This is a genomic window from Roseomonas sp. HF4, from assembly GCF_005222755.1.
Taxonomy (GTDB): domain Bacteria; phylum Pseudomonadota; class Alphaproteobacteria; order Acetobacterales; family Acetobacteraceae; genus Neoroseomonas.
This window is the reverse complement of the sequence record NZ_STGD01000001.1, coordinates 56,622-79,691: the sequence shown is the minus strand read 5'-3', so window position 1 is coordinate 79,691 and position 23,070 is coordinate 56,622. Positions and strand designations below refer to the sequence as shown.

The following is a 23,070-nucleotide window of genomic DNA, read 5'->3' as shown; positions in this document are numbered from 1 at the left end:
CGATCCGGGACCGCGCGACTTGCCGCGCCTCGCCGCTGCGACCCCCAGTCCCAAAGAAGGTTAAGGGTGATCCGGGGGGAGAAGGTCCCTTCGCCCCCGCCCTTCGTCTCCCGACTCACGCCGGAAGATGGCGTCCGTGGCCTCGCCCGGCCGGTGGTCGCTACTCCGCCGCCCGGCGCGCCGGGGCGTCCCGCACCACGCCAAGGCCGCGCAGCCGCGCGAGCTCGGCCGCACCCAGCACGGCGCCCAGGATCTCCTCGTTGTGCTCGCCGAGGCGGGGCGCGGGCCGGGCGAGCACGCCGGGCGTGGCCGACAGTCGCGGCACGATCCCGTGCATCGGCAGCCAGCCGCCGGGCATGTCCTCGTCCGGCACCTCGATCAGCGCCTCGCGCTCGATCGCGTAGCGGTCCTGCTCCAGCATCGCGGCGTCCATGATCGGCCCGATCGTCACGCCCGCGGCGTCGAAATGCGCCAGGTTCTCGGCCAGCGTCCGCCCGGCGATCCAGCCGCCGATGATCTCGTCCAGCTCCTGCCAGTGCTGCAGCCGTGCCGGATTGTTCGCGAAGCGGGGGTCGCCGATCATGTCGTCCCGCCCGATCGCGCGGAACAGCTTCTCGGTCATGCCCTGCGTCGAGGCAGACAGGCAGACCCAGCCGTCATCCCTTGTCCGGTAAGCGTTCCGCGGCGAGGTGTTGGTCGAGCGGCTGCCCGTGCGCGGCTTGCGTTGGCCGGTGATGCGCCAGTTCGCCAGCTGCGGCTCCATGACGCCGAACAGCGGCTCGAACAGCGAGACATCGAGCACCTGGCCGCCGCCGCCCGCTTCCGCGTGGCGCAGCGCGATCATGGCGACAGAGGCGCCATGCAGCCCCGCATAGGCATCGCCCATGAACATCGGCGGCAGCACGGGCGCGCGGTCCTCGAAGCCGTTCACCGCGGCGAAGCCCGAATAGCCCTCGACCAGCGTGCCGAAGCCGGGCTTGTGGCGGTAGGGCCCGTCCTGCCCCCAGCCGGAGATGCGCACGATCACGAGCGCCGGGTTGACGGCGAGCAGGTCCTCCGGCGCCAGGCCCATCGCCTCCAGCACGCCGGGGCGGAAGGATTCCACGAAGATCGCGGCGTCGCGGACCAGCGCCTTGACCGCGGCGATTCCCTCGGGGCGCTTGAGGTCGAGCGCCACCGACTTCTTGTTGCGGCAGATCGTCTTCCACGACGTCTCGACGCCGCCGACGCGCCAGGCGCGGAGCGTGTCGCCTTCGGGCGGCTCGACCTTCACGACCTCCGCCCCGTGGTCCGAGAAGACCTTGGTCAGCACGTTGCCGGCCACGAGGCGCGAGAGGTCGACGACGCGCACGCCATCCATCGCGCCGCGCGCCGCGGGGTCGAAGTGCCGCCGGTGGATGCCGGGGGTGCCGTCCTCGGCCATGCATGGGTCTCCTGCGTTGCTTGCGTAGTCTCGCCGATGGACCGCCGGGCCGGAAGCCGCCGTTCAGCGGTGCGTTAACCCGGCCGTGTCAGACCGGGCGCCTGACCAGGAGGGTCCGGCGCCGATGGAGGCCGAGAGGCCGTTTCGCGAATGGCCGCTCGAGCAGATCGCTGAGCAGGCGCTGCTGCATCCGGGCGACCGCGTCATCCTGACCGGCCTCGCGGACGAAGCCGGCCGCCGCCCGGGCGCCCGCGCCAAGGCGCTGGAAGCGCGCATTCTCCGCATGCTGGACGCCGTCGATGGGGCGCCGCGCAGCGCGGGCAGCGCCGAATTGCGCGAGATGCTGGCGGCCGCGGCGCGGGAGATCGCGATGCTGCGGGCCCGCCTCGACGCCGCGGCGGCGGGCCGGGCGGAACGCGCCGCGGCGGACGAGCCCGGGCCGCACCGGCGCGTCTACCTGACGCCCGACGCGCCATCCTGGCTGGTGGCCGAGGTCCGGCGCGCGTTCCGCCGACGCTATCATCCGGATGGCCATGACGAACCCGGCCGGCGCCGGAGGGCGGAGGAGGTGTTCAAGCGCGCCGAGGCGGTGTTCGCGGAGATCGAGCGCCGGCGTTGAAGGCGCGATGCCGCAACCCCTGCGTGTGCCGGCGGCGATGCCTCGGCGGCGGAGAAAGATCCTGTGGCGTCGAAGTAACAAGATCGTTAGACTTTTTTGCCACCTGCCGGACGTTAACGATTCATGAACCACGGCACAGCGCCGTCACTGAACCGGAAGTCGGTCTCGAGCTGGCCTTCCTCGCGCCTGCTCGAACTGGCGGAGGCCCATCCGGACGACCGCGACCTGCTGGAATTCATCCGGACGGAACTCGGCCGTCGGGACGTGGATGTCGCGCATTCCGCCGCCCAGCGCGTCGCCGAGCTGTTGCGCGGCCGGTCCAACGGCGCCGCCCCGCCCGCGGATGATCCCGGCCGCGGCGTCTCCGAGTCCGTCCTGGCCGCCCTAACGGCCCGGCTCGAGGAGACCGAGCAGCGCCTCCGCCAGGCCGAGATGCGCGCCGCGACCGCAGAACGGATGCTGGCCTCCGAGGGCCTGCCGGCGCGCGGGAACGGCCTGTTGCGTCGCGTCCACCTGGCGGACACGGCGCCGGCCTGGCTGGTCGAGGCGGTGCGCCGCGCCTTTCGCCTGCGCTTCCATCCCGACCGCTTCTCGGACCCCGTGATGAAGGAGCGCGCGGAGGAAACCTTCAAGGAGGCGGAGGAGGTCTTCCGCCACATCCTCGGCAACGGCAACTGAACCGCCAGCAGGGCCGCCCCGCGACGGACGGCCCCGTGTGCGCGCGCTACAGCGCGGCCGCCGCCTCCAGCACCTGCGCCGCGTGCTGGTCGGGCTTCACCTTGCGCCAGATCCTCGCGATCTTGCCGTCCGCGCCGACCAGGAAGGACGACCGTTCCATCCCCATGTAGGTCTTGCCGTACATGGACTTCTCGACCCAGACGCCGAACGCCTCGGCCACCTTGTGGTCCGCATCCGACGCGAGCGGGAACTCGAGGCCGTACTTCTTCGCGAACTTCTCGATCGGCGGCATCGCGTCGGGGCTCACGCCGATCACCTCGATGCCGACCTTGCCGAGCTGCGGCAGCGCCTCCTGCACGCCGCAGGCCTGCTTGGTGCAGCCCGGCGTATCCGCCTTGGGATAGAAATAGATCAGGTAGGGCTTGCCCTTGAGCGCGGCGGAGGACACCTCCCGCCCGCCACTCGCAGCCATTTTGAAGGCAGGCGCCTTCTTGCCCTCGGCCAGTTCCGTCATGCGCGATCCCCGCTGGTTTCGGGCCGACCGAGGCGCCGCTCGAACACCGCGCGGACCTCATTTGCCCGTGCCGCCATCTGTGCCTGGAGGGCGGGGAGGTCAACCGGCGCTTCCTGCGGCGCCAGCCGCCGGCAGGCGTTGAGCAGCGCGGCCGTGACGCTCTCGGGCAGCGGTTCCTCCCGCCAGCGGCCGACGGTCAGGCGCAGCAGGCCGCTCACGGTGCGCCAGAGGCGTTCGGCGGCGATCAGCGCCCGGGCCTCCTCCGCGTCCAGCGCGCCGGCGTCGGCCAGGCGCGCGAGCGCGATGCGCGTCGTCGTCGCCAGCACGCCCGGATGGCGCCGGGCCTCCACCAGTTGCAGCGCCTGCGCGACGAACTCCACCTCGACCAGCCCGCCGCGGCCGAGCTTCACGTCCCAGGGGCCGTCTGGCGGCAGGTCGCGCAGCATGCGCGCGCGCATCGCGACGGCGTCGGGGATGGCCTTCTCCGCCGCGTCGGGGCGCAGCAGCGCGTCCCGGATCGCGGCTTCCACCTTGCGGCGCAGCGCCGGCGGCGCGGCGACGACGCGCGCGCGCGTCAGCGCCATCCGTTCCCAGGTCCAGGCTTCCTCCGCATGGTAGCGCCGGAAGGCGGCGAGCGAGACCGCGACCGGGCCCTTCGAGCCCGAGGGGCGCAGCCGCATGTCCACGTCATAGAGCCGGCCCTCGGCGCCCGGCGCGGTGATGGCGCCGATCACCTGGTGCGCAAGGCGCGCGAAATACTGGCTGACGGGCAGCGGGCGGATGGCCGGCATGCCCCGTCGCGCCCGGCCCGCGCTCATCTCGGCCCCGGCTGCGTGGTCGTAGATCAGCAGCAGGTCGAGGTCCGAGCCGGGCAGCATCTCCCGCCCGCCGAGCTTGCCGAGCGCCACCACCGCCAGCGCGCCCCCCTTGACCTTGCCGTGCCGCTCCGCGAAGGCAGCCGCGACATGGGGCATCAGGGAGGAAATCGCGGCGTCGGCCAGGCCAGAGCGCGCCTCGCCGGCCGCGTCGATGTCGAGCGCGCCTTCCAGCGCCGCGGCGTCGATCTCGAACTTGCCTTCCTGGACCAGGCGCCGGGCGGCCTCCAGCGCCTCCTCGAAGTGGCGGGCATCGGCCAGCTGGCCCGGCAGGGTGGCGGCCGCGCTGCCGACCTCGCCGTCGGCGCCGAGCAGCAGGCCCTCCAGCGCGGCGGTGTGGCGCGCCAGGTGGTCGGCCAGTTGCGGCGCCGCGCCGAGGATGCCGGCGAGCCGCCCGAGCAGCGCCGGGTTGCGTTCGAGCAGGCTCAGCACCTGGACCCCGGCGGCGAGGCGCCCGAAGACGCCATCGAGGCGCGCAAGCGCTTGGTCCGGGTCGCGCTGCTTCGCGAAGGCTGCCAGCAGCGCGGGCATAAGGGCGGTCAGCAACTCGCGCGCCCGTTCGCTGCGGATTGCGCGGGCATGGCCGTGGTGCCAGCCGCGCACCATGGCCGCGACGCCGGACGGGTTCCCGTAGCCCATCGCGCGCAGCGTCGCGAGGGTGGCGGGGTCGTCCTCGACGCCGGTGAAGACCAGGCTGCCGCGCACCTCCTCCGAGGCCAGGGTCGGCTCGGCCTCGAACATGCGGCCGTAGTGGCGCTCGACCTTCGCCATGTGGCCGGTGAAGGCGCGGCGGAAGGCGGCATCGTCCGGGAAGCCGAGGAAGGAGGCGATGCGCGCGACGCCGGCCGCGTCCTCCGGCATCCGGTGGGTCTGGCGGTCGTCCACCATCTGCAGCCGATGCTCGAGGTTGCGGAGGAACACATAGGCCTCCGACAGGTCGCGCACCGCGCGCGGGTCGATCTTGCCGGCGGCGGCCAGCGCACCCAGCGCGCCGATCGTGGTCGGGTCGCGCAGCCCCGGGTCGCGCCCGCCCCAGATCAGCTGCAGCACCTGGGCGGTGAACTCGATCTCCCGGATGCCGCCGCGGCCGAGCTTCACGTCATGGCCCTCGACCGCGATGGTTGCACCCGCCCCCTTCGCGCCCTTGTGCGCGTGGATCTGGCGCTTGATGGAATGGATGTCGGCCACCGCCGCGAAGTCGAGATGCCGGCGCCAGACGAAGGGGCGGATCTCCCGCAGGAAGGCTTCGCCGGCCGCGCGATCCCCGGCCACTGGGCGCGCCTTGATCATGGCCGCGCGTTCCCAGTTCTGGCCCATGCTCTCGTAATAGGTGATCGCCGCCGGCACCGAGACGGCGAGCGGCGTCGCGGCCGGGTCCGGGCGCAACCGCAGGTCGGTGCGGAAGACATACCCATCCGCCGTCCGTTCCTCGAGCAGGCGCACGAGGTCGCGGGCGATGCGGACATGGACCGCCTGGGCGCGGTCCGCGTGATAGGCTGCCGTCTCGGGCTCGAAGAGCACCATGAGGTCGACATCGGACGAATAGTTGAGTTCCCGCCCGCCGAGCTTGCCCATGCCGAGCACGACGAGGCCGGAATTGCGGCCGACCAGCCGCGGTTCCGCCCGTTGCGCGCCGGTAAGCCTGAGCTCGCCCCGCGCCGCGGCGTCGCGCAGCAGGTGGGCGCAGGCGGCGTCGATCGCGGCCTCCGCGAGGTCCGAGATGGCCCCGGTCACGCGCTCCAGCGGCCAGAGTCCGGCGATGTCGGCGACGGCGGCGGCCAGCGCCCCCTGCCGCTTGGCCCGGCGCAGCAGCGCGGCCAGCGCCGGGCGCGTCGTCGCGGGGTCCACCGCGCCGAGCGGGGCGATGGCGCGCTCGAAGGCCTCGTCCGGCCCGTCTTCGGCCAGCAGCAGAAGGGCAGCCGATTCCCGGACCGCGAGTTCCGCGAGGTAGGGGCTGTGACCGCCCAGCGCCGCCAGGAGCGCGGCGCCGGCCGGCGCGGCGGCGAAGGCTCGCTCGGCCTCGCCGGCTTCGGCGAAGCGTTCGGCCGCGATCGCCGCCGCGGCGGCGTCGAAGGGGCGGGGCAGGCGCTCCGGGTCCAGGCGGGCTGTCATGGGGGGGCAGGGAAGCGGTGAGGCGGATGGCGGGTCAAGCCGGACGCATGCTCGACCGCCTGCTGCGGCTTGGCATCGCCGCGGTCGTGCTGGTGGCGATCGGCATAGGCGCACTCGCCTGGCGGCTCGAGCAGGGGCCGCTCGAGGTGGCCTGGCTGGCACGGCAGGTCGAGCGATCGATCAATGCCGGCGGGCGGCCGGCGCGCCTCGAGATCGGCGCCGCGACCCTCGCCTGGGCCGGCTGGCGGGAAGGGCACCGCTCGCCGCTCGAGCTCACGCTCCACCGGGCCCGCCTGGTCGAGGCGGATGGCAGTGTGCGCGCGGACCTGCCGGATGCGGCGCTGTCGCTCTCGCTCGCCTGGCTGTTCCGCGGCCATGTGGCGCCCCGGGCGCTCGAGATGCGCGGCCTCGCGCTCAGGGCCTACCGGACCGGGGAGGGGGCCTTCCACCTCGACCTCGGCGCGCCGGGCGAGGATGCGGCGGCCGAGGGCGCGGAGGGCGGCGCGGCGGCGCTGCTGCCGATGCTGGCAGAGCTCATGCGCCCGCCCTCGGAGGCGACGCCGCTTGCGGCGCTGCGGCGGGTCCGCCTGCTCGATGCCCGGCTCGATGTCGCGGACGCGCAGCTTGGCCGCGCCTGGTCCGCCGACATCGCCCGCCTGTCGCTCACGCGGCGGGAGGGCGGCGGGCTCGACCTCGGCGGCTTCGGCGCGGTGCGGCTCGGCGGGGAGCGGGTGGCGCTGCGCATCGACGGCACGATCGACGGCGCGACGCAGCAGGGCGAGGTGGCGCTCGCGCTGCCCGAGGTGCGCCCGGCGGCGCTCGCGCGCGCTGCGCCGCTGCTGGCGCCGCTCGCGGCCGTGGACGCCGAGGCCTCGGCGGCGCTGGTCGTGCGGCTGCAGGGGCTGGACATCCCCTCGGCCGGGCGGCTTCGGCTCGATGTCGGCGCGGGCGCGATCGACATGGGCCGGCACGGACGCCTGCCGCTGGCGGGGCTGTTCGCCGAGGCCACGCTGGCCGAAGGCGTCCTTCGCCTCGACCGCGCGGTGCTGCGCCCGGCCGGGCCGCGCGGCAGCGCCGCCGTGCCGCCGGTCATCGGCGCCACGGCGACGTTGCGGCGCGACGGGCCGCGCTGGCGGGCCGAGGCGTCGGTCACGCTCGACCGCCTCTCGCTCGCGGATCTCGGCCACTACTGGCCGGCGGGGATCGCCAGCGGCGCGCGCGTCTGGATGGTGGAGAATGTCACGCAGGGCACGGCGCGCGACGGCACCTGGCGCATCGCGCTGAGCGGCGACGCGGCCGCGGGGGATGTCGTGCTCGACACCTTCGAGGGCGAGGCGACGGCAGAGGACGCGACGGTCCACTGGCTCCGTCCGATCCCGCCGGCCGAGGGCGCGCACGGCACCGCGCGCTTCACGCGCGACGCCATCGAGATCAACGTGGGCGAGGCCCGCCAGGGGGGCACGCGGATCGCGGTGCAGGAAGCGCGCATCCGCTTCGACCTCGCGGCCGAGCCCGAGACGGCGGAGATGGAGATCGTGGTGGCGGGACCGCTGCCCGAGGCCTGGACGCTGCTGCGCCACCCGCGGCTCGGGCTGTTCAGCCGCCGCCCGCCGCCGGTCGAGCGGCTGGACGGCACGCTGCGCGAGGCGCGCCTCAGCATTGCCTTCCCGCTGATCGCCGACCTGCCGGTCGAGCGGCTCGTGATCTCCGCCACCGGGCGCAGCACGGAGGTGCGCGTGCCACGCGCGCTGCTCGGCCGCACGCTGGAACGCGGCGCCTTCGAGTTCAGTGCCGACACCGAGGGGCTGCGCGTGACGGGCACGGCGACGCTTGCCGGCATCCCGCTCCGCATCCGCCAGGAAGCGGATTTTCGCGCCGGGCCGGCCGGCCAGGTGGTGGCGCGCGAGACTGTCACGGGGCGCGCCGAAGCGCAGCAGTTGGCCGCCCTCGGCCTCGACCCGCGGCCGCTCGTGGAGGGGCCGGTCGGCCTCGACATCCGCAGCGAGACGCGGCGCAACGGCCAGGCGCGGGTCGCGCTGCGCGCCGACCTCACCGCCGCGCGGCTCGCGGTCGAGCCGCTCGCCTGGTCGAAGCCGCCCGGCGTCGCCGCGAACGGGGAGGCGCTGCTGCTGATGCAGAACGGCCGGCTGCGCGGCATCGAGGGCATTCGCATCACCGCACCCGACGCGCTGCTGCGCGGGGTCGCGGGCGACGTGCAGGACAACCTGCCGCGCCGGATCGAGGTGACGCAGGGCAACCTCGGCCGCAGCCGGTTCACCGGGGAATTCTTCCCGCCGCAGGGGCGCGGCGCGCAATGGCGGATGGCGCTGCGGGGGCCGGTGCTCGACCTCGGGCCGGCCCTGGCGGCGCCGACGGGGGACGCGGCCGATGGGCCCGGCGGCGCGGCGCCCGGCGCGTCGGTCGATGCGCGCTTCGACCGCGTGCTGCTGCGGGACGACCGCGCCCTGACCGGCGTCGTGGCCGAGGCGCGGGTCGATGGCGCGGGCGTCGTGCAGCAGGCGACGATGTCCGGCCGCGTGGCGGGCGGCGGCGTCTTCGCGATGCGCATCACACCCGAGGGCGCGCGGCGGCGTCTCAGGCTTACCAGCGACGACGGCGGCGCGCTGCTGCGCGCCTTCGGCGTGCTGCGGACGGTGCAGGGCGGGCGGCTCAGCGTGGATGCGGCCTATGCGCATGCGCGGCCGGGCGCGCCGCTGGCGGGCAGCGCGGAACTCGAGGACTTCGCGGTGCGCGAGGCGCCGGCGCTGGCCAAGCTGCTGCAGGCGATGACGGTCTTCGGCGTCTTCGAGGCGCTCGACCAGCGCGGCCTGTCCTTCGCGAGCCTGACCGCCCCCTTCGTCCTGACGCCCGGCGCGCTGGTGCTCGACGATGCGCGGGCCTTCTCGGTCTCGCTCGGCATCACGGCGAAGGGGCGGATCGACCGGCGGCGGGAGACGATCGACATGGAGGGGACGATCGTGCCGGCCTACGTGTTCAATTCGCTGCTCGGGCGCATCCCGCTGCTCGGCCGTGTGTTCAGCCCGGAGGCCGGCGGCGGGCTTTTCGCGGCGACCTACCGGATGCGCGGCCCGCTGTCCGACCCGACGGTCTCGGTCAACCCGCTGGCGGCGCTGACGCCGGGGTTCCTGCGCGGCATCTTCGGCCTCGGGCAGGATGCGCCGGCGGCGGACGAGCGGCGGTAGGGGCATCGACGGCGCCCGCATCCTCCGTCTAGCCTTGGCGCCGAGCGCGGAACACCGTGCCGGTCGACAGGGAGGACCACCACATGATCAGCCGTCGTACGCTCGCCCTTGCCGGGGCGGGGCTGCTTGCCGCACCCGCCGTCCGCGCCGCAGGCTGGCCCGAACGGCCGGTCCGCGTCATCATCGGCTATCCGGCGGGCGGGCCGACCGACCTGGTCGGGCGGCTGCTGCAGGAACCGCTGCAGCGGCTCTGGGGCCAGGCAGTGGTGATCGAGAACCGGCCCGGCGCGAGCCAGATCATCGCCAGCGAGGCGGTCGCGCGCGCCGCGCCGGATGGCTACACGCTGCTGCTGGCCGCCAGCACCCACACCAGCAACGTCGCCGTCCAGCAGCGCCTGCCCTACGACACGGTGGCCGACTTCACGCCGATCTCGGTGCTCTACGGCTCGCCCACCGTGCTGTTCGTCAGCCGGCAGGCGCCCTGGCGCACGGTGCAGGACCTGGTCGCGGCCGCGAAGCGCGAGCCCGGGGTCGCCTTCGCGTCGTCGGGCAACGGGTCCTCGGGTCACTTCGCGCTCGAGATGTTCCGGCGCAAGGCCGGGATCGAGGTGACGCACGTGGCCTTCCGCGGTGCCGCGCCGGCCCTGCAGGAAGTGGTCTCGGGCCGCGTGCCGGCGACCTTCAGCACGCTTTCGGGGGCGATCGGGCTGCAGCGCCAGGGGCAGATCCGCGCGATCGCGGTGGGCGGGCCGCAGCGCGCGGAGGTGCTGGACGGCGTGCCGACGCTGGCCGAGGTCGGGCTCGAGATCCCCGATACCAGCCCCTGGTACGGCTTCATCGGCCCGAAGGGCCTGCCGGCCGAGGTGGTGCAGCGTGTCGAGCGCGACACGGTGGCGCTGATGCGCGAGCCCGCCATGGCCGAGCGCATCCGCGACACGGGCGGCCTCATCATCGCCGAGGGGCAGGCGGAATTCCTCCGGCGCATCACGCGCGAGATCGAGGAGAACCGCGAGATGGCGCGGATTGCCGGCGTGACGGCCGGCTGAGGCGCGCAGGGCGCTGCGGCCGCCCGCCGCGGCGCCTTGCGTTTTCCCCGCAATCCACAAGATGTAGCGGCACATCGTTGCCGCGCCCACCAATTGTGGTAGTGTCGCGCGCAGCGCAGCACACTTGGGGATGGGTACCATGGCCGATGGAATCGCGACCGACGAGCTTCCGGTGAAGTTCGACCTTCTCACCTCCAACCCGGTCTACAAGCCGTTCCGCTATCCCTGGGCCTATGAGGCGTGGCTGCAGCAGCAGCGCATCCACTGGCTGCCCGAGGAAGTGCCCCTCGCGGACGATGTGAAGGACTGGCAGAAGACCCTGACCGAGGCCGAGCGCAATCTGCTGACGCAGATCTTCCGCTTCTTCACCCAGGCCGATGTCGAGGTGAACAACTGCTACATGAAGCACTACTCCCAGGTGTTCAAGCCTACAGAAGTGCTTATGATGCTGTCGGCATTCTCCAACATCGAGACGGTGCACATCGCGGCCTATTCCCATCTTCTTGACACCATCGGCATGCCGGAAATCGAGTACACGGCGTTCCTGAAGTACAAGGAGATGAAGGACAAGTACGACTACATGCAGACCTTCTCGGTCGAATCGAAGACCGAGATCGCCAAGACGCTCGCCGCCTTCGGCGCCTTCACGGAAGGCCTGCAGCTCTTCGCCTCCTTCGCGATCCTCATGAACTTCCCGCGCTTCAACAAGATGAAGGGCATGGGGCAGATCGTGTCGTGGTCGGTGCGCGACGAGACGCTGCACTGCCTCAGCGTCATCCGCCTGTTCCGCACCTTCGTGCAGGAAAACCCGGAGATCTGGACCGAGGAATTGAAGCGCGACCTCTATCTGATCTGCGCAACCATCGTGGACCACGAGGACGCCTTCATCGACCTCGCCTTCGAGCTCGGCGGCGTGCAGGGCCTCGATGCCGAGGACACCAAGAAGTACATCCGCTTCATCGCGGACCGCCGCCTGCAGCAGCTCGGCCTCGAGCCGCTCTATCACATCGAGAAGAACCCGATCCCCTGGCTGGACGAGATGCTGAACGCGGTCGAGCACACGAACTTCTTCGAGAACCGCGCGACCGAGTACTCGAAGGCGAGCACCGGCGGGACGTGGGAGGAAGCCTTCTCCGACAACGTCTTCTCGACGCCGCAGCCGCGCGGCGAGATCGAGGGCGTGCGTCACTGACGGTTACGCGGGGCGCCCTTGCGCGCCCCGCGTCCCACGGCCTATCTGCGCCGCATCATGCTCCGCGCCATCCGCCTCGCCGCCCTTGCCCTCGTGCTGCTGCTCGGCACCGTCTGGGGCTTCGCCTGGTTCGGGCGCGCGCCTGGCGAATCCCTCGCCGATGCCTTCCTGCGCCGGGTCGCCGGCCTCACCGGCCTCACCGGCCTCGATATGCCGGCGCCCTCGGCGGGCGGCGTGCAACTCGCGCAGGGGGTGTCGCTCGGCGGCCCCTTCACGCTCGTGGACCACACCGGTCGCACCGTCACCGAACGCGACTTCGCCGGCCGCGCGCTGCTGGTCTATTTCGGCTTCACGTATTGCCCGGATGTCTGCCCGACCGAACTCGGCACCATCGCAGCCGCGCTCGACGCGATGGGGCAGGGTGCGGATCGCGTGACGCCGGTCTTCATCACCGTCGACCCGGAGCGTGACACGCCGGAAGCCATGGCGGACTACGTGTCACGTTTTCATCCGCGCCTCGTCGGGCTTACGGGTACCGCCGACCAAATTGCGCAGGCCGCGCGCGCGTACCGCGTGTATTACGCGAAGGTCCGGCCGCGCGACTCGACCGATTACCTGATGGATCATTCCTCATTCATCTACCTCGTCGGCCCCGATGGGCGCGTACGCAGCCTGTTTAGGCCCGAGACCTCGCCCGAGGCGATCGCGTCGGCGACGACTGCACAACTTCGCGCGTTCTGAGCGCCGGGGTTCCGCAACCACAACCAAAACGGTATCATTGTTTGTCGCGACCGCGGTGCCCTGTAGGGATATACCCGGTCGTGACCGTTGGGGGTGGCATGGCTGTGGACGAGGATGAGGGCCGTTCGGGCCTCGATGCGGTGCGCGGCGCAGCGCCGGCGCCGCGTCATACCCGCCGTCTGTCGGACAAGATCCTCATCGCCTTCCACCACGCCTGCGACCAGGGCGATTTCGAGGTGGCGGAAGAACTTCTCCGCATCCTCGAGATGATGCTGACGCGCCGTTCCGCATCGCCGGACACCAATCGTCGCAAGAACCTCGAGAGCCTAGTCGCGGCGCATGAGCGGCTCTGGCTGCTCCGCCATCCCGAAGTGAAGGACCAGTAGGCTCAGGCAGCCTCGCGCGGGCGCTCAGGCGATCGTGATCGCGGCCGCGTCGCGGAGGACCGCTTCGGCCTCCGGCGTGAAGCCGCCATCCGCGTGATGAAGGACGAAGGGCGGCAGTAGGCGCGCCGGGCCGCGGCCGCCGCGCCTCGCCATGACCAGCACGCGCTTCGCGGCGCGGCCGGCGCGCGGGGCCAGCGGCAGCAGGGCGACCGACCCGCAGCCCGCGCCGCGCAGCGCAGCGATGCCCGCATCGAAGCGGGCGGCGGGCAGCACGAGGCTCGCGGTGCCGCCGGGCTTCAGCGCATCCGTCAGGAAGCGCGCCCAGGCATCGAGGCCGGCGCCTGACTCGTGCGTGGCGGCGCGACGGCTGGCGCCAGGCGGCGCCGTGCCGCCCGGCCAATAGGGCGGGTTCGCGAAAGCGTGATCGAACGGCGCCAGGCTGCGCGCGATGGCGCGATCCGCGATGTTCGCTTCCGTCACCTCGGCCGCCACGCCGTTCAGCGCGGCATTGGCGCGCGCCAGCGCGGCCATGGCCGGCTCGCGCTCGACCGCGGCGATGCGGAGGCCCGGCACCCGTGCGGCGAGGCAGAGGAAGGCGGCGCCGCTGCCGCAGCCTGCCTCGACCACGCGCTGGCCCGGCCGCGCAGGGACGAAGGCCGCGAGAAGCACCGCATCGAGCCCCGCGCGAAATCCCTGCACGGGCTGGCGCAGGAGAACCCGCCCGCCAAGCAGCCGGTCCTCGCTGGTTCCGCTCACGCGGTCTCCTCGCCCGCCTCGGCCAGAATGGCGCGGGCGCGATGCTCGTCCTCCGCCAGCACCGCGAGGCGGCGCGGGAAGGCGCCGATGCCGCCCTCGACGGCGCTGATATGCGCGTCGAGCACGATCGTCTCGATGCCCGCATCGGCGAGGAGCGCCCGCAGGAAGGATAGGCGGACCGGGTCCGTGGTGGTGGCGATCACCCGCATCGCAAGTGGGAATCCCTTGGTTTTCCGGTGCTTGCCGCTGTGCCGGCCGATGACTATGGTGCCCGCCGCATCGAAGGAAGAGCAAGGGTGAGCGCAACCGCACCGCCGCTCGTCGCCCCGCCGGCGCCGCGGGGGGAGGACGCGCTGACCACGCTGACGAGGCTGACGCAGGCCGACCTTGAGGCCTGCAACCGGATCATCCTGCGCAATATGCAGAGCGACGTCGCGCTGATCCCGCAGGTCGCCGCGCATATCGTCTCGGCCGGCGGCAAGCGCCTGCGGCCGCTGCTGACGCTGGCCGCCGCGCGCATGTGCGGCTACCGCGGCGAACGGCACGCGACGCTGGCCGCATGCGTCGAATTCATCCACACCGCGACGCTGCTGCACGACGACGTGGTGGACGAGAGTGCGCTGCGTCGCGGCCAGGCCTCGGCCAATGCGCTGTTCGGCAACAATGCCTCGGTGCTGGTGGGGGATTTCCTGTTCTCCCGCGCCTTCCAGCTGATGGTCTCGGACGGCTCGATCGAGGTGATGCGGATCCTGTCCGATGCCTCCGCCACCATCGCGGAAGGCGAAGTGCTGCAGCTCATCACGCAGAACGACACCGCGACGACCGAAGCGCAGTACCTGGCCGTCATCGAGGGCAAGACCGCGGCGCTGTTCGCGGCGGCGGCGGAGCTCGGCGCCGTGGTGGCCGGGCGGCCGGAGCCGGAGCAGGCGCGGCTGCGGGAATTCGGCATGGCGCTCGGCGTCGCGTTCCAGTTGGTGGACGACGCGCTCGACTACAGCGCGGACCAGGCGGCGCTCGGCAAGACGGTCGGCGACGATTTCCGGGAGGGCAAGATCACGCTGCCCGTGCTGCTCGCCTTCGCGCGGGGCAGGGACGCGGAACGCGCCTTCTGGCGCCGCACGCTGGAAGGCGGTGGGCAGGAGGAAGGGGACCTCGCCGAAGCGCAGGCCCTGATGCAGCGCCATGGCGCGCTGGCCGACACCATCGCGCGCGCGCGCGCTTATGGCGACCGCGCGCTGGCCGCGCTGGCGGCCTTCCCCGATGGCGCCGAGAAGCGGGCGCTCGCCGCGGTGGTGGATTTCTGCATCGAGCGCGCGCGCTGAAGGTCGGGGGGAGAAGGGAACTTCTCCCCACCCCCCCCACAACCTGCCTTGTCATTTGACGCCCGACATTCCAGGTCCAGCGCCAAGTGCCAGAAAAGGGCGGGGGGCTCGGGGGAGGTTCTCCTCCCCCGACCTTGCCTGGTCAGACCGCGGCGATGCTCTCCCGCCGCAGTTCCACGGTCAGCCCGTCCAGCGCCTTCTCCACGCGGTCGAGCATCTCGTTGACCTCCTCCTTCGTGATGATCAGCGGCGGCGAGAAGCCGATGCTGTCGTTGATCATGGCGCGCAGGATGACGCCGTGTTCCTCGCCGTGCTTCAACAGGCGGGGGCCGACCTTCCGGCCCGGGTCGAAGTTCTTCCGCGCGGCCTTGTCCTCGACCAGTTCGATCGCGGCCACCATGCCGACGCCGCGCACCTCGCCCACCAGCGGATGGTCCGCGAATCGGCGGCGGAGTTCGGACTGCATGTGCGGGCCGACCTCCCGCACATGCCCGATCAGGTTGATCTCGTCGTAGATCTTCAGCGTCTCGATCGCGACGGCGGCGGCGACCGGGTGGCCGGAATAGGTGAAGCCGTGGCCCCAGGTGCCGACGGCGGACGACCCCTCGGCGATGCCCTGGAACACCGTCTCGTTCACCATCACCGCCGAGATCGGCAGGTAGGAGGACGACAGCGCCTTGGCGCAGACCAGGATGTCGGGCGCGATGCCGAAGGTCTGGCTGCCCCAGTAGTTGCCGGTGCGCCCGAAGCCGCAGATCACCTCATCCGCCACGAACAGCACGTCGTGCTTCTTCAGCACCGCCTGGATCTTCTCGTAGTAGGTGGCCGGCGGCACGATGACGCCGCCGGCGCCGAGCACGGGCTCGGCCCAGAAGGCGGCGACCGTCTCCGGGCCTTCCTTCACGATCGTGTCATCGAGTTCCTGCGCGAGGCGCGTCGCGAAATCCTCCTCGGATTCGCCGTCATGCGCGCCGTGGTAGTGATGCGGCGTGCTGACGTGGTGGAAGCCCGGCAGCGGCAGGTCGAACAGCTTGTGGTTGGCCGGCAGGCCCGTGAGCGAGGCCGCGGCCAGCGTGATGCCGTGGTAGCCCTTCATCCGCGCGATGATCTTCTTCTTCTGCGGCCGGCCCAGCGCGTTGTTCATGTACCAGACCATCTTGATGGCGCTGTCGTTCGCTTCCGAGCCGGAATTCGCGAAGAACACCTTGCTCATCGGCACGGGCGCGCGCTCGATCAGCATCTCCGCCAGGTCGATCATGGGTTCGTGCGACTTGGCGGTGAAGGAATGGTAGAAGGGCAGCTTGCGCATCTGCGCCGCCGCCGCCTGCACCAGGCGCTCGTTGTCGAAGCCGAGCGAGGCGCACCAGAGGCCGGCCAGCGCCTCGATGTATTCCTTGCCCTGGTCGTCGTAGATGCGCACGCCCTTGCCGCGGCTGATGACCATCGGCCCCTTCTCGAGATGCGCCTTCGCATCGGTGTAGGGGTGCAGGACATTCGCGATGTCGCGGGCGGCGTTCGAATTGCGGGGCGGTGTCATGGGCTTGGCTTCCTCGGCGGCGTCGGCGGCATCCTAGGCCCGGTTCGGCACCGGCCCCAAGGGGCCTTGCGGTCATCCGCCATGATGGCGGTGCGGGTCGTGGCGCCGCGGCGCGGATGCGCCCTCATACCCGCGCAGCCGCGCATATGCCGCGCGCTGCTGCGCCGTCAGCGCTGCCGCCGTCGCCAGGTGGTAGCGCAGGTGCACCGCCCGCAGCGCCGCCTGGGCACGGCCGGCGGCCTCGGTCGCCGTGCCGATCAGCGCGGCCGTCGGCGCCCCGCCGGCGAAGACCGCATCGAGCGCGGCCTCGGCGGCGATCACCGCCTCCCCAGCCGCGACGGCCTCGGCCCGCATCGCGGCGAACTGCGCCTCCACCGTCGCGCGCTGCGCCGCATCGAGGCCGAGCGGCCCGGCGAGTTCCAGCACATGCATCGGCCCCGGCCAGCCGTTGAGTTCCGCCGGCAGCGCAAGGCCCATGCCGCGCCCGGCCCGCAGGTCCGCGATCTGCTCGGCGGACAGCGCCTTGATCGGCCGCTCCTGCTGCCCGGCATAGGGCGACCGGGCCGCGAGCGGCGCGGCCGCCGCGGCCAGGATGGTCAGCGAGAGGATGGCGATGCGCGGCATGGGGTGGTCCTTGCGATGATTCATGTGGAGATTGTCTCGCCGCCCCACCCACGCCAGATTTGTCGGGCACGGAGCATACCCATGACCGAACTCAAGCCCCATGCCGCCCATTGGGGTAGCTTCGATGCGATCGTGAAGGATGGCCGCGTCGTCGGCGTCCAGCCCTTCGCCCGCGACCCCTTCCCGGGGACGCTGATCGAGAGCGTGCCGGACATCGTCCACGCCGCCTGCCGCATCGACCGCCCCCATGTCCGCAAGGGCTGGCTTGAGGGCCGCCGGCGCGGACACCTGCGCGGCGGCGATGCCTTCGTGCCGGTCACCTGGGACCGCGCGGTGCGGCTGGTCGCGGCGGAGACGCGGCGCGTGCGCGCTGAGCACGGGCCGACCAGCATCTTCGGCGGGTCCTATGGCTGGTCCTCGGCCGGGCGCTTCCACCATGCGCGCAGCCAGCTGCAGCGTTTCCTCGGCCTCGGCGGCGGCTATACGGGGCAGATCAACGCCTATTCCTACGCGGCCGCGCAGGCACTGCTGCCGCATGTGCTCGGCACCAACGAGGTGCTGCTCGGCAAGGTCACCGACTGGGCGGCCATCATGCGTCACGCGAAGGTGATGCTCTGCCTGGGTGGGCTGCCGCTGCGCAACGGGCTCGTGACCTCCGGCGGCGCCGGCGAACATGCCAACGAGATCAACCTCCGCCGCGCCGCCGAGGCGGGGCTGCGCTTCATCCAGGTCTCGCCCAACCGCGCCGACGTGCCGGAGTGGTGCAAGGCGGAATGGATCCCGATCCGCCCCGGCACCGACACCGCGCTGCTGTTGGCGATGGCGCATGTCGTCGTGACCGAGGGGCGCGAGGACCGTGCCTTCCTCGCCACGCATTGCACCGGCTGGGACCGGCTGCGCGCCTACATCCTGGGCGAGGGCGACGGCACGCCCAAGACGCCGGACTGGGCTGCGCCGATCACCACCATCCCGGCCGCGCGCATCCGCGAACTCGCGCTGGACCTGGCCGGGACGCCCGCGATGCTGACCGCCACCTGGTCCCTGCAGCGCGCCGACTTCGGGGAGCAGCCCTATTGGATGCTGGCGGCGCTCGCCGCGATCCTCGGCAGGATCGGCAAGCCGGGGCAGGGCGTCGCCTTCGGCTACGGCAGCGTGAACGGCATGGGCAACCCGCGGCAGGACGTGCCGTCCTTCGCCATGCCCGCCGCGCGCAATCCGACCGGCGCCTTCATCCCCGTCGCGCGCGTGACCGAGATGCTGGAGAACCCCGGCGGCGCCTACCACTTCAACGGGCGCGAACAGCGCTACCCCGATGCGCGCATCGTCTGGTGGGCCGGCGGCAACCCCTTCCACCACCACCAGGACCTCAACCGCCTGCTGCGCGCCTGGGCCAGCCCCGACACCATCATCGTGCAGGAGCAGCACTGGAACGCGCTCGCGCGCCACGCCGACATCGTGCTGCCGGCGACGACCACGCTCGAACGCAACGACATCGCGTCCAGCGGCCGCGACCGTTTCCTACGCGCCATGCACAAGGCGATCGACCCGGTCGGCCAGGCGCGCAACGACCACGACATCCTGGCCGACATCGCCGAGGAACTCGGCTTCCGCGACCGCTTCACCGAACAGCGCAACGAGGAAGCGTGGCTGCGCCACCTGTTCGAGCAGTGGCGCCAGAACAGCGCACGCCTCGGCTTCGACACGCCCGACTTCGACACCTTCTGGTCACAGGGATACTGGGAAGCGGACGTGCCGAAGCGCGGCACCGAATACACCCAGTTCGCGGAGTTCCGCGCCGACCCGGAGGAACACCCGCTCGACACGCCCTCCGGCAAGGTCGAGCTGTTCAGCGAGACTGTGGCGTCCTTCGGCTACGACGACGCGCCCGGCCACCCGGCCTGGATCGCGCCGCGCGAATGGCTCGGCGCCGACCACGCAAAGCGCCTCCCGCTGCACCTGCTGTCCTTCCAGCCGGCGACGCGCCTGCACGGGCAGCTCGACCCCGGACGTGTCGCCGCGACCGACAAGATCGCCGGCCGGGAGCCCATCACGCTCAACCCCGAGGACGCGGCCGCGCGCGGCCTCAAGGCCGGCGACATCGTGCGCGTCTTCAACGACCGTGGGGCGTGTCTTGGCGGACTCCGCACCGATCCCGGCCTGATGCGCGGCGTCGCGATGATGGCGACCGGCGCCTGGTTCGACCCGCTGGAGCCCGGCGTGCCTGGCAGCCTCTGCGTGCATGGCAACCCGAACGTTCTGACGCCCGATATCGGCACCTCGCGCCTGGGGCAGGGGCCCTCGGCGCAATCCTGCCTGGTGGAGGTCGAGAAATGGACCGAGGCCCTTCCCCCCGTCCGCGCCCACCTGCCGCCCCGGATCGAGGACATCGCGGGGTGATCGGACGCCGCGCGCTGCTTGCCGCCCCGGCGGTGCTGGCAGCGCCGGCGTTGCGCGCGCAAGCCCTGGCGATCCGCCAGGACGACCAGGTGGCGCCGGGTTGGACCCGCGGCGTGGTGGTCCGCTGGGGCGATCGCGTGACCTTCGACGCCCCTGCCTGGACGCCCGAGGCGCCCAGCCTTGCCGCCGCGGCGGCGCAGTTCGGCTGGGATGCCCGCATCCTGGCGGTCCTGCCGGCACCGCCGGCCGATGACGGGCTGCCGCGCCTGCTGCTGGCGGTCGGGCACCCCGAGGTCGATCCCGCCATGGCCTTCCCCGGCGGGCGCGATCAGCCGGAGGTGGCGGGCGCCATGCAGGGCGCCACCATCCTGAACCTGGTGCGGCGCGGCGGAGCCTGGGTGGTGGTCGACGGCGGCTACCAGAACCGACGCCTGACGGCGGCGACGCTCTGCCGCCTCGGCGCGGATGGCGGGCCGGCGCTCGGCATCGTGGGCGTCACCGGCGGTTGCGCGACGCCCTGGGGCAGCCTGCTGCTGGCCGAGGGCAGGGCCGCCGCCTGGCGCGCCAGGCTGCCGGCCATCGACGGCCAGGCAACCGGCATGGTGGTCGAGGTCGACGCGCTCGATCCCGTCTCGGTGCCGGTGCGCCATCCGGCGCTCGGCCGCATCGGCGCGGTCGACGTCGCCGCGGCGCGCACGCCGGACGGGCGGGCGGTGGTGTGGCTGACCGACGGGCGCGCGGGCGGCTTTCTCTATCGCTTCGTCTCGGATGGCGGGGCGGGGCCGCGTGCGCTCGATGCCGGGCGGATGGCGGCGGCGCGGATGGACGGATCCTCGCTGCGCTTCGTCCCGCTGGGCGAGGGCGACCCCTTCGCCGCGGCGCGGCTCGCGGGGGCGACGCCGCTGGGCGGCGCGCGGGGCCTCGCCTTCGATCCGACGCGCCAGCGGCTCTGCGTCGCGCTGAACGACGGCGCGGGGCGCGTGCTCGACCTGCGCATGGCGGCCGGCGACGCGGCGGCCGAGACAGGCGCGGCCGAGACGCTGCTCGTGGGGCGCGAGGCGCCCGCCGAGGCGCCGCGGCGCGGCGCGGCCCCGGCGGCGGCGCCCGCCTGGCCCTGGGCGCCGGCGGCGCTCGGCTTCGACGGGGAGGGGGCGCTTCTGCTCGCGACCGACCGCGGGGCCCGTCCCGGCGCGCTGCCCGAGGCGCTCTACCGCGTGCCGACGGAGGGGCCGGACCGCGGCCAGCCCGGTTTCCTCTATGGCGCGCCGGTGGGCGCGGCGATGGGCGGCGCGGCAGCCGCCGCGGACGGGACGGTCTTCGCCGCGGTCGCGCATCCCGGCGCGGCGCCCGGCGCCGCCTGGGCGCAGCCGGCGACTCGCTGGCCGAACATGCGGCCGGACGAGCCGCCGCGCAGCACGATCGTCATGCTGTCGCGCTGAAGGATCGGCTTGGGGGCCGTTCCGGGGGGGCGTATCCGGGCGGCCGGCGACCGTCCCGGGCCGTGACGGCCACCGCATCGCACGCGGAGGGTTCCGGGCGCCGCCACAGAAGCTTCACACTTGGACCCGTTTTCGACATGTCCGGTCGCGGCCATGTTCGCGGCGCCGCCGGACATCCTGCCGGCGCCTGCCCATCATGGACGGACGCCATGCCCGACACGCATCTGACACCGACGCCCGAGGACGAGATGATCGACGCCTCTGAGAGCCTCGGCACCTCCAACCCCGACCCGCGCCGCCCGATCGGCGAACTGATCGAGGCCCGCTACGGCCGTCGCGCGCTGCTCGGCTCGGCCGCGGCCGCGGCCGCCATCGCGGCGCTGCCCGAGGATGCGCAGGCGCAGGGTGCGCCGCGCACCGGCGGCCCCTCCTCGCTCGGCTTCCAGGAACTGCGCCACCAGCTTGCGCAGACCGAGGCCGTGGCCGAGGGCTACGAGGTGCAGACGGTGATCCGCTGGGGCGACCCGATCCTGGCCGATGCGCCGGACTTCGCGCCCGGCCGCACCACGCCGGAGGCGCAGGCGCGCCAGTTCGGCTACAACAACGACTATCTAGACTTCTTCCCGCTGCCCGCGGGCAGCACCACGAGCGACCACGGCCTGCTCGCGGTCAACCACGAATACACCAACACCAACCTGATGTGGCCGGGCATGGGCACGGGCCGCGCCGCCGCGCTGCGCGCCAGCGCCGAGCAGGCGAAGACCGAGCTGCTCGCGCACGGCATGTCGGTCGTCGAGATCCGCAGGACCGGCGGCCGCTGGGGCTACGTGAAGGAAAGCCGCTTCAACCGCCGCATCACCGGCGAGACGCCGATGCGCGTCGCCGGCCCCGCGGCGGGGCATGACGCGCTCAAGACCAGTGCCGATCCTACCGGTCTGCGCGTGCTCGGCACGCTCAACAACTGCGCCGGCGGCAATACGCCCTGGGGCACGGTGCTGACGGCCGAGGAGAACTTCAACGGCTATTTCGGCGGCGCCGAGGCCGCGAACCAGCAGAACCCGCGCCACGCGGCCTGGCGCCGCTACGGCATCGGCCAGAACGCCTGGTATTCCTGGCCGCAGCACATGGACCGGTTCGACGTGGGCAAGGAACCGAACGAGCCCAACCGCTTCGGCTGGGTGGTCGAGTTCGACCCCTACGACCCGGAGAGCGTGCCGGTGAAGCGCACCGCACTCGGCCGCTTCAAGCACGAGGGCTGCCACCACGCCGTCAACAAGGACGGCCGCGTGGTGATCTACATGGGCGACGACGAGCGCTTCGAGTTCGTCTACCGCTTCGTCACCGCGCGTCCCCATGACCGGCAGAACCGCGCCGCCAATCGCGACCTGCTGGACGAGGGCACGCTCTCGGTCGCGAAGTTCGCCGCCGACGGCAAGGTGGAGTGGGTGGACCTGGTGCACGGCCAGGGCCCGCTGACCGAGGCGAACGGCTTCCGCAGCCAGGCGGATGTCGTGATCAACTGCCGCCAGGCCGCCAGCCTGCTGGGCGCGACGCCTATGGACCGGCCCGAGGATGTCGAGCCCAACACGGCGAATGGCCGCGTCTACGTCCTGCTGACCAACAACGACCGCCGCACGGCGCAGCAGGTCGATGCCGCCAATCCCCGCGCGCGCAACGCGCACGGCCATGTGGTCGAGATCATCCCGCCCGGCGCCGGGACCGCCGAGGTCGACCACGCCGCCCGCGAGATGCGCTGGGGCCTGTTCCTGGTGGCCGGCAAGCCGGGCATCGACGCCGGCGCGCAATACCACCGCGCCACCAGCGCCGATGGCTGGCTGTCCTGCCCGGACAACTGCGCCTTCGACAGCAAGGGGCGGATCTGGATCGCGACGGATGGCGCGCCTTCGGCAGCCGGCGTCGCGGATGGCCTCTATGCCGCCGATACCTCGGGCCGCGGCCGGGCGCTGACCAGGCTGTTCTACCAGGCGCCCACGGGGGCCGAGGTCTGCGGGCCACTCTTCACGCCCGACGACCGCACGGTCTTCCTCGCGATCCAGCATCCGGGCGAAGACAGCGGTTCCACCTTCGAGCGGCCGTCCACCCGTTGGCCCGACTTCGCCGAGGGCGTGCCGCCGCGCCCGTCGGTCATCGCCATCGTGAAGAAGGATGGCGGGGTGATCGGAGACTAGAACCTCAGCCGATTGGG

The 23,070-nt window shown here is 72.6% G+C and carries 18 protein-coding genes; 11 read left to right on the top strand and 7 right to left on the bottom strand.

Features of this window, described 5'->3' with window-relative positions; genetic code table 11:
- Positions 1-160: 160 nt before the first annotated feature.
- Positions 161-1,423, bottom strand: coding sequence for a CaiB/BaiF CoA-transferase family protein (locus E8M80_RS00360; RefSeq protein ID WP_137123668.1), 1,263 nt, complete (start codon positions 1,421-1,423; stop codon positions 161-163).
- Positions 1,424-1,547: 124 nt separating this feature from the next.
- Here E8M80_RS00360 and E8M80_RS00355 point away from each other — a divergent pair, with 124 nt between their 5' ends.
- Together E8M80_RS00355 and E8M80_RS00350 are read left to right on the top strand one after the other, a co-directional pair.
- Positions 1,548-2,042, top strand: coding sequence for a hypothetical protein (locus tag E8M80_RS00355; RefSeq protein ID WP_137123667.1), 495 nt, complete (start codon positions 1,548-1,550; stop codon positions 2,040-2,042).
- A 123-nt stretch (positions 2,043-2,165) separates the two neighbouring features.
- A complete protein-coding gene (locus E8M80_RS00350; protein ID WP_137123666.1) occupies positions 2,166-2,720 on the top strand; it encodes a hypothetical protein in 555 nt (184 codons plus the stop codon).
- Between the two features lie 46 nt (positions 2,721-2,766).
- Here E8M80_RS00350 and bcp read toward each other — a convergent pair whose 3' ends face one another.
- Both bcp and E8M80_RS00340 read right to left on the bottom strand, forming a co-directional pair.
- Complete coding sequence (bcp, locus tag E8M80_RS00345) at positions 2,767-3,234, bottom strand: thioredoxin-dependent thiol peroxidase (RefSeq protein ID WP_137123665.1); 468 nt, start codon at positions 3,232-3,234, stop codon at positions 2,767-2,769.
- Positions 3,231-6,221: a bifunctional [glutamine synthetase] adenylyltransferase/[glutamine synthetase]-adenylyl-L-tyrosine phosphorylase gene (locus tag E8M80_RS00340; RefSeq protein WP_137123664.1), complete on the bottom strand. Its 2,991-nt coding sequence runs from the start codon at positions 6,219-6,221 to the stop codon at positions 3,231-3,233. The genes bcp and E8M80_RS00340 overlap by 4 nt, the downstream gene beginning before the upstream one ends.
- A 47-nt stretch (positions 6,222-6,268) precedes the next feature.
- On the opposite strand from E8M80_RS00340, the gene E8M80_RS00335 reads away from it, so the two are divergent.
- From E8M80_RS00335 to E8M80_RS00315, 5 genes are all read left to right on the top strand, one after another.
- On the top strand, positions 6,269-9,424 hold the full coding sequence (locus E8M80_RS00335) for an AsmA-like C-terminal region-containing protein (RefSeq protein WP_137123663.1): 3,156 nt from the start codon (positions 6,269-6,271) through the stop codon (positions 9,422-9,424).
- 83 nt (positions 9,425-9,507) lie between these two features.
- Complete coding sequence (locus E8M80_RS00330; protein ID WP_137123662.1) at positions 9,508-10,470, top strand: tripartite tricarboxylate transporter substrate binding protein; 963 nt, start codon at positions 9,508-9,510, stop codon at positions 10,468-10,470.
- A 139-nt stretch (positions 10,471-10,609) separates the two neighbouring features.
- Positions 10,610-11,662 carry a ribonucleotide-diphosphate reductase subunit beta gene (locus E8M80_RS00325; protein WP_137123661.1) on the top strand — a complete coding sequence of 351 codons (1,053 nt, stop codon included), beginning with the start codon at positions 10,610-10,612 and terminating at the stop codon, positions 11,660-11,662.
- A 57-nt stretch (positions 11,663-11,719) separates the two neighbouring features.
- Entirely contained in the window at positions 11,720-12,403 is a 684-nt protein-coding gene (locus tag E8M80_RS00320; RefSeq protein ID WP_137123660.1) for an SCO family protein, read from the top strand.
- Positions 12,404-12,501: 98 nt separating this feature from the next.
- A complete protein-coding gene (locus tag E8M80_RS00315; protein ID WP_137124146.1) occupies positions 12,502-12,789 on the top strand; it encodes a hypothetical protein in 288 nt (95 codons plus the stop codon).
- A gap of 24 nt (positions 12,790-12,813) precedes the next feature.
- Here the strand turns inward: E8M80_RS00315 and E8M80_RS00310 are convergent, their stop codons facing one another.
- Entirely contained in the window at positions 12,814-13,545 is a 732-nt protein-coding gene (locus tag E8M80_RS00310; protein ID WP_170979124.1) for a tRNA1(Val) (adenine(37)-N6)-methyltransferase, read from the bottom strand.
- The gene (locus E8M80_RS00305) at positions 13,542-13,754 is read right to left on the bottom strand and encodes a DUF2007 domain-containing protein (protein WP_137123659.1); all 213 of its coding nucleotides are present in this window, start codon (positions 13,752-13,754) and stop codon (positions 13,542-13,544) included. Before E8M80_RS00305 ends, E8M80_RS00310 begins: the two co-directional genes overlap by 4 nt.
- Positions 13,755-13,841: 87 nt before the next feature.
- On the opposite strand from E8M80_RS00305, the gene E8M80_RS00300 reads away from it, so the two are divergent.
- A complete protein-coding gene (locus tag E8M80_RS00300) occupies positions 13,842-14,867 on the top strand; it encodes a polyprenyl synthetase family protein (protein ID WP_370287114.1) in 1,026 nt (341 codons plus the stop codon).
- Between the two features lie 142 nt (positions 14,868-15,009).
- Here E8M80_RS00300 and E8M80_RS00295 read toward each other — a convergent pair whose 3' ends face one another.
- Both E8M80_RS00295 and E8M80_RS00290 read right to left on the bottom strand, forming a co-directional pair.
- On the bottom strand, positions 15,010-16,404 hold the full coding sequence (locus tag E8M80_RS00295) for an aspartate aminotransferase family protein (protein ID WP_137123658.1): 1,395 nt from the start codon (positions 16,402-16,404) through the stop codon (positions 15,010-15,012).
- Between the two features lie 72 nt (positions 16,405-16,476).
- The gene (locus E8M80_RS00290) at positions 16,477-17,052 is read right to left on the bottom strand and encodes a hypothetical protein (RefSeq protein ID WP_137123657.1); all 576 of its coding nucleotides are present in this window, start codon (positions 17,050-17,052) and stop codon (positions 16,477-16,479) included.
- A gap of 57 nt (positions 17,053-17,109) precedes the next feature.
- On the opposite strand from E8M80_RS00290, the gene E8M80_RS00285 reads away from it, so the two are divergent.
- The 3 genes from E8M80_RS00285 (at position 17,110) to E8M80_RS00275 (ending at position 23,053) form a co-directional block, all read left to right on the top strand.
- Positions 17,110-19,425, top strand: a complete 2,316-nt coding sequence (locus E8M80_RS00285; protein WP_137123656.1) for a molybdopterin-dependent oxidoreductase — start codon at positions 17,110-17,112, stop codon at positions 19,423-19,425.
- Entirely contained in the window at positions 19,422-20,864 is a 1,443-nt protein-coding gene (locus E8M80_RS00280; protein WP_170979123.1) for an alkaline phosphatase PhoX, read from the top strand. The genes E8M80_RS00285 and E8M80_RS00280 overlap by 4 nt, the downstream gene beginning before the upstream one ends.
- 209 nt (positions 20,865-21,073) lie before the next feature.
- Positions 21,074-23,053, top strand: a complete 1,980-nt coding sequence (locus tag E8M80_RS00275; RefSeq protein WP_170979122.1) for a PhoX family phosphatase — start codon at positions 21,074-21,076, stop codon at positions 23,051-23,053.
- Positions 23,054-23,070: the final 17 nt, after the last annotated feature.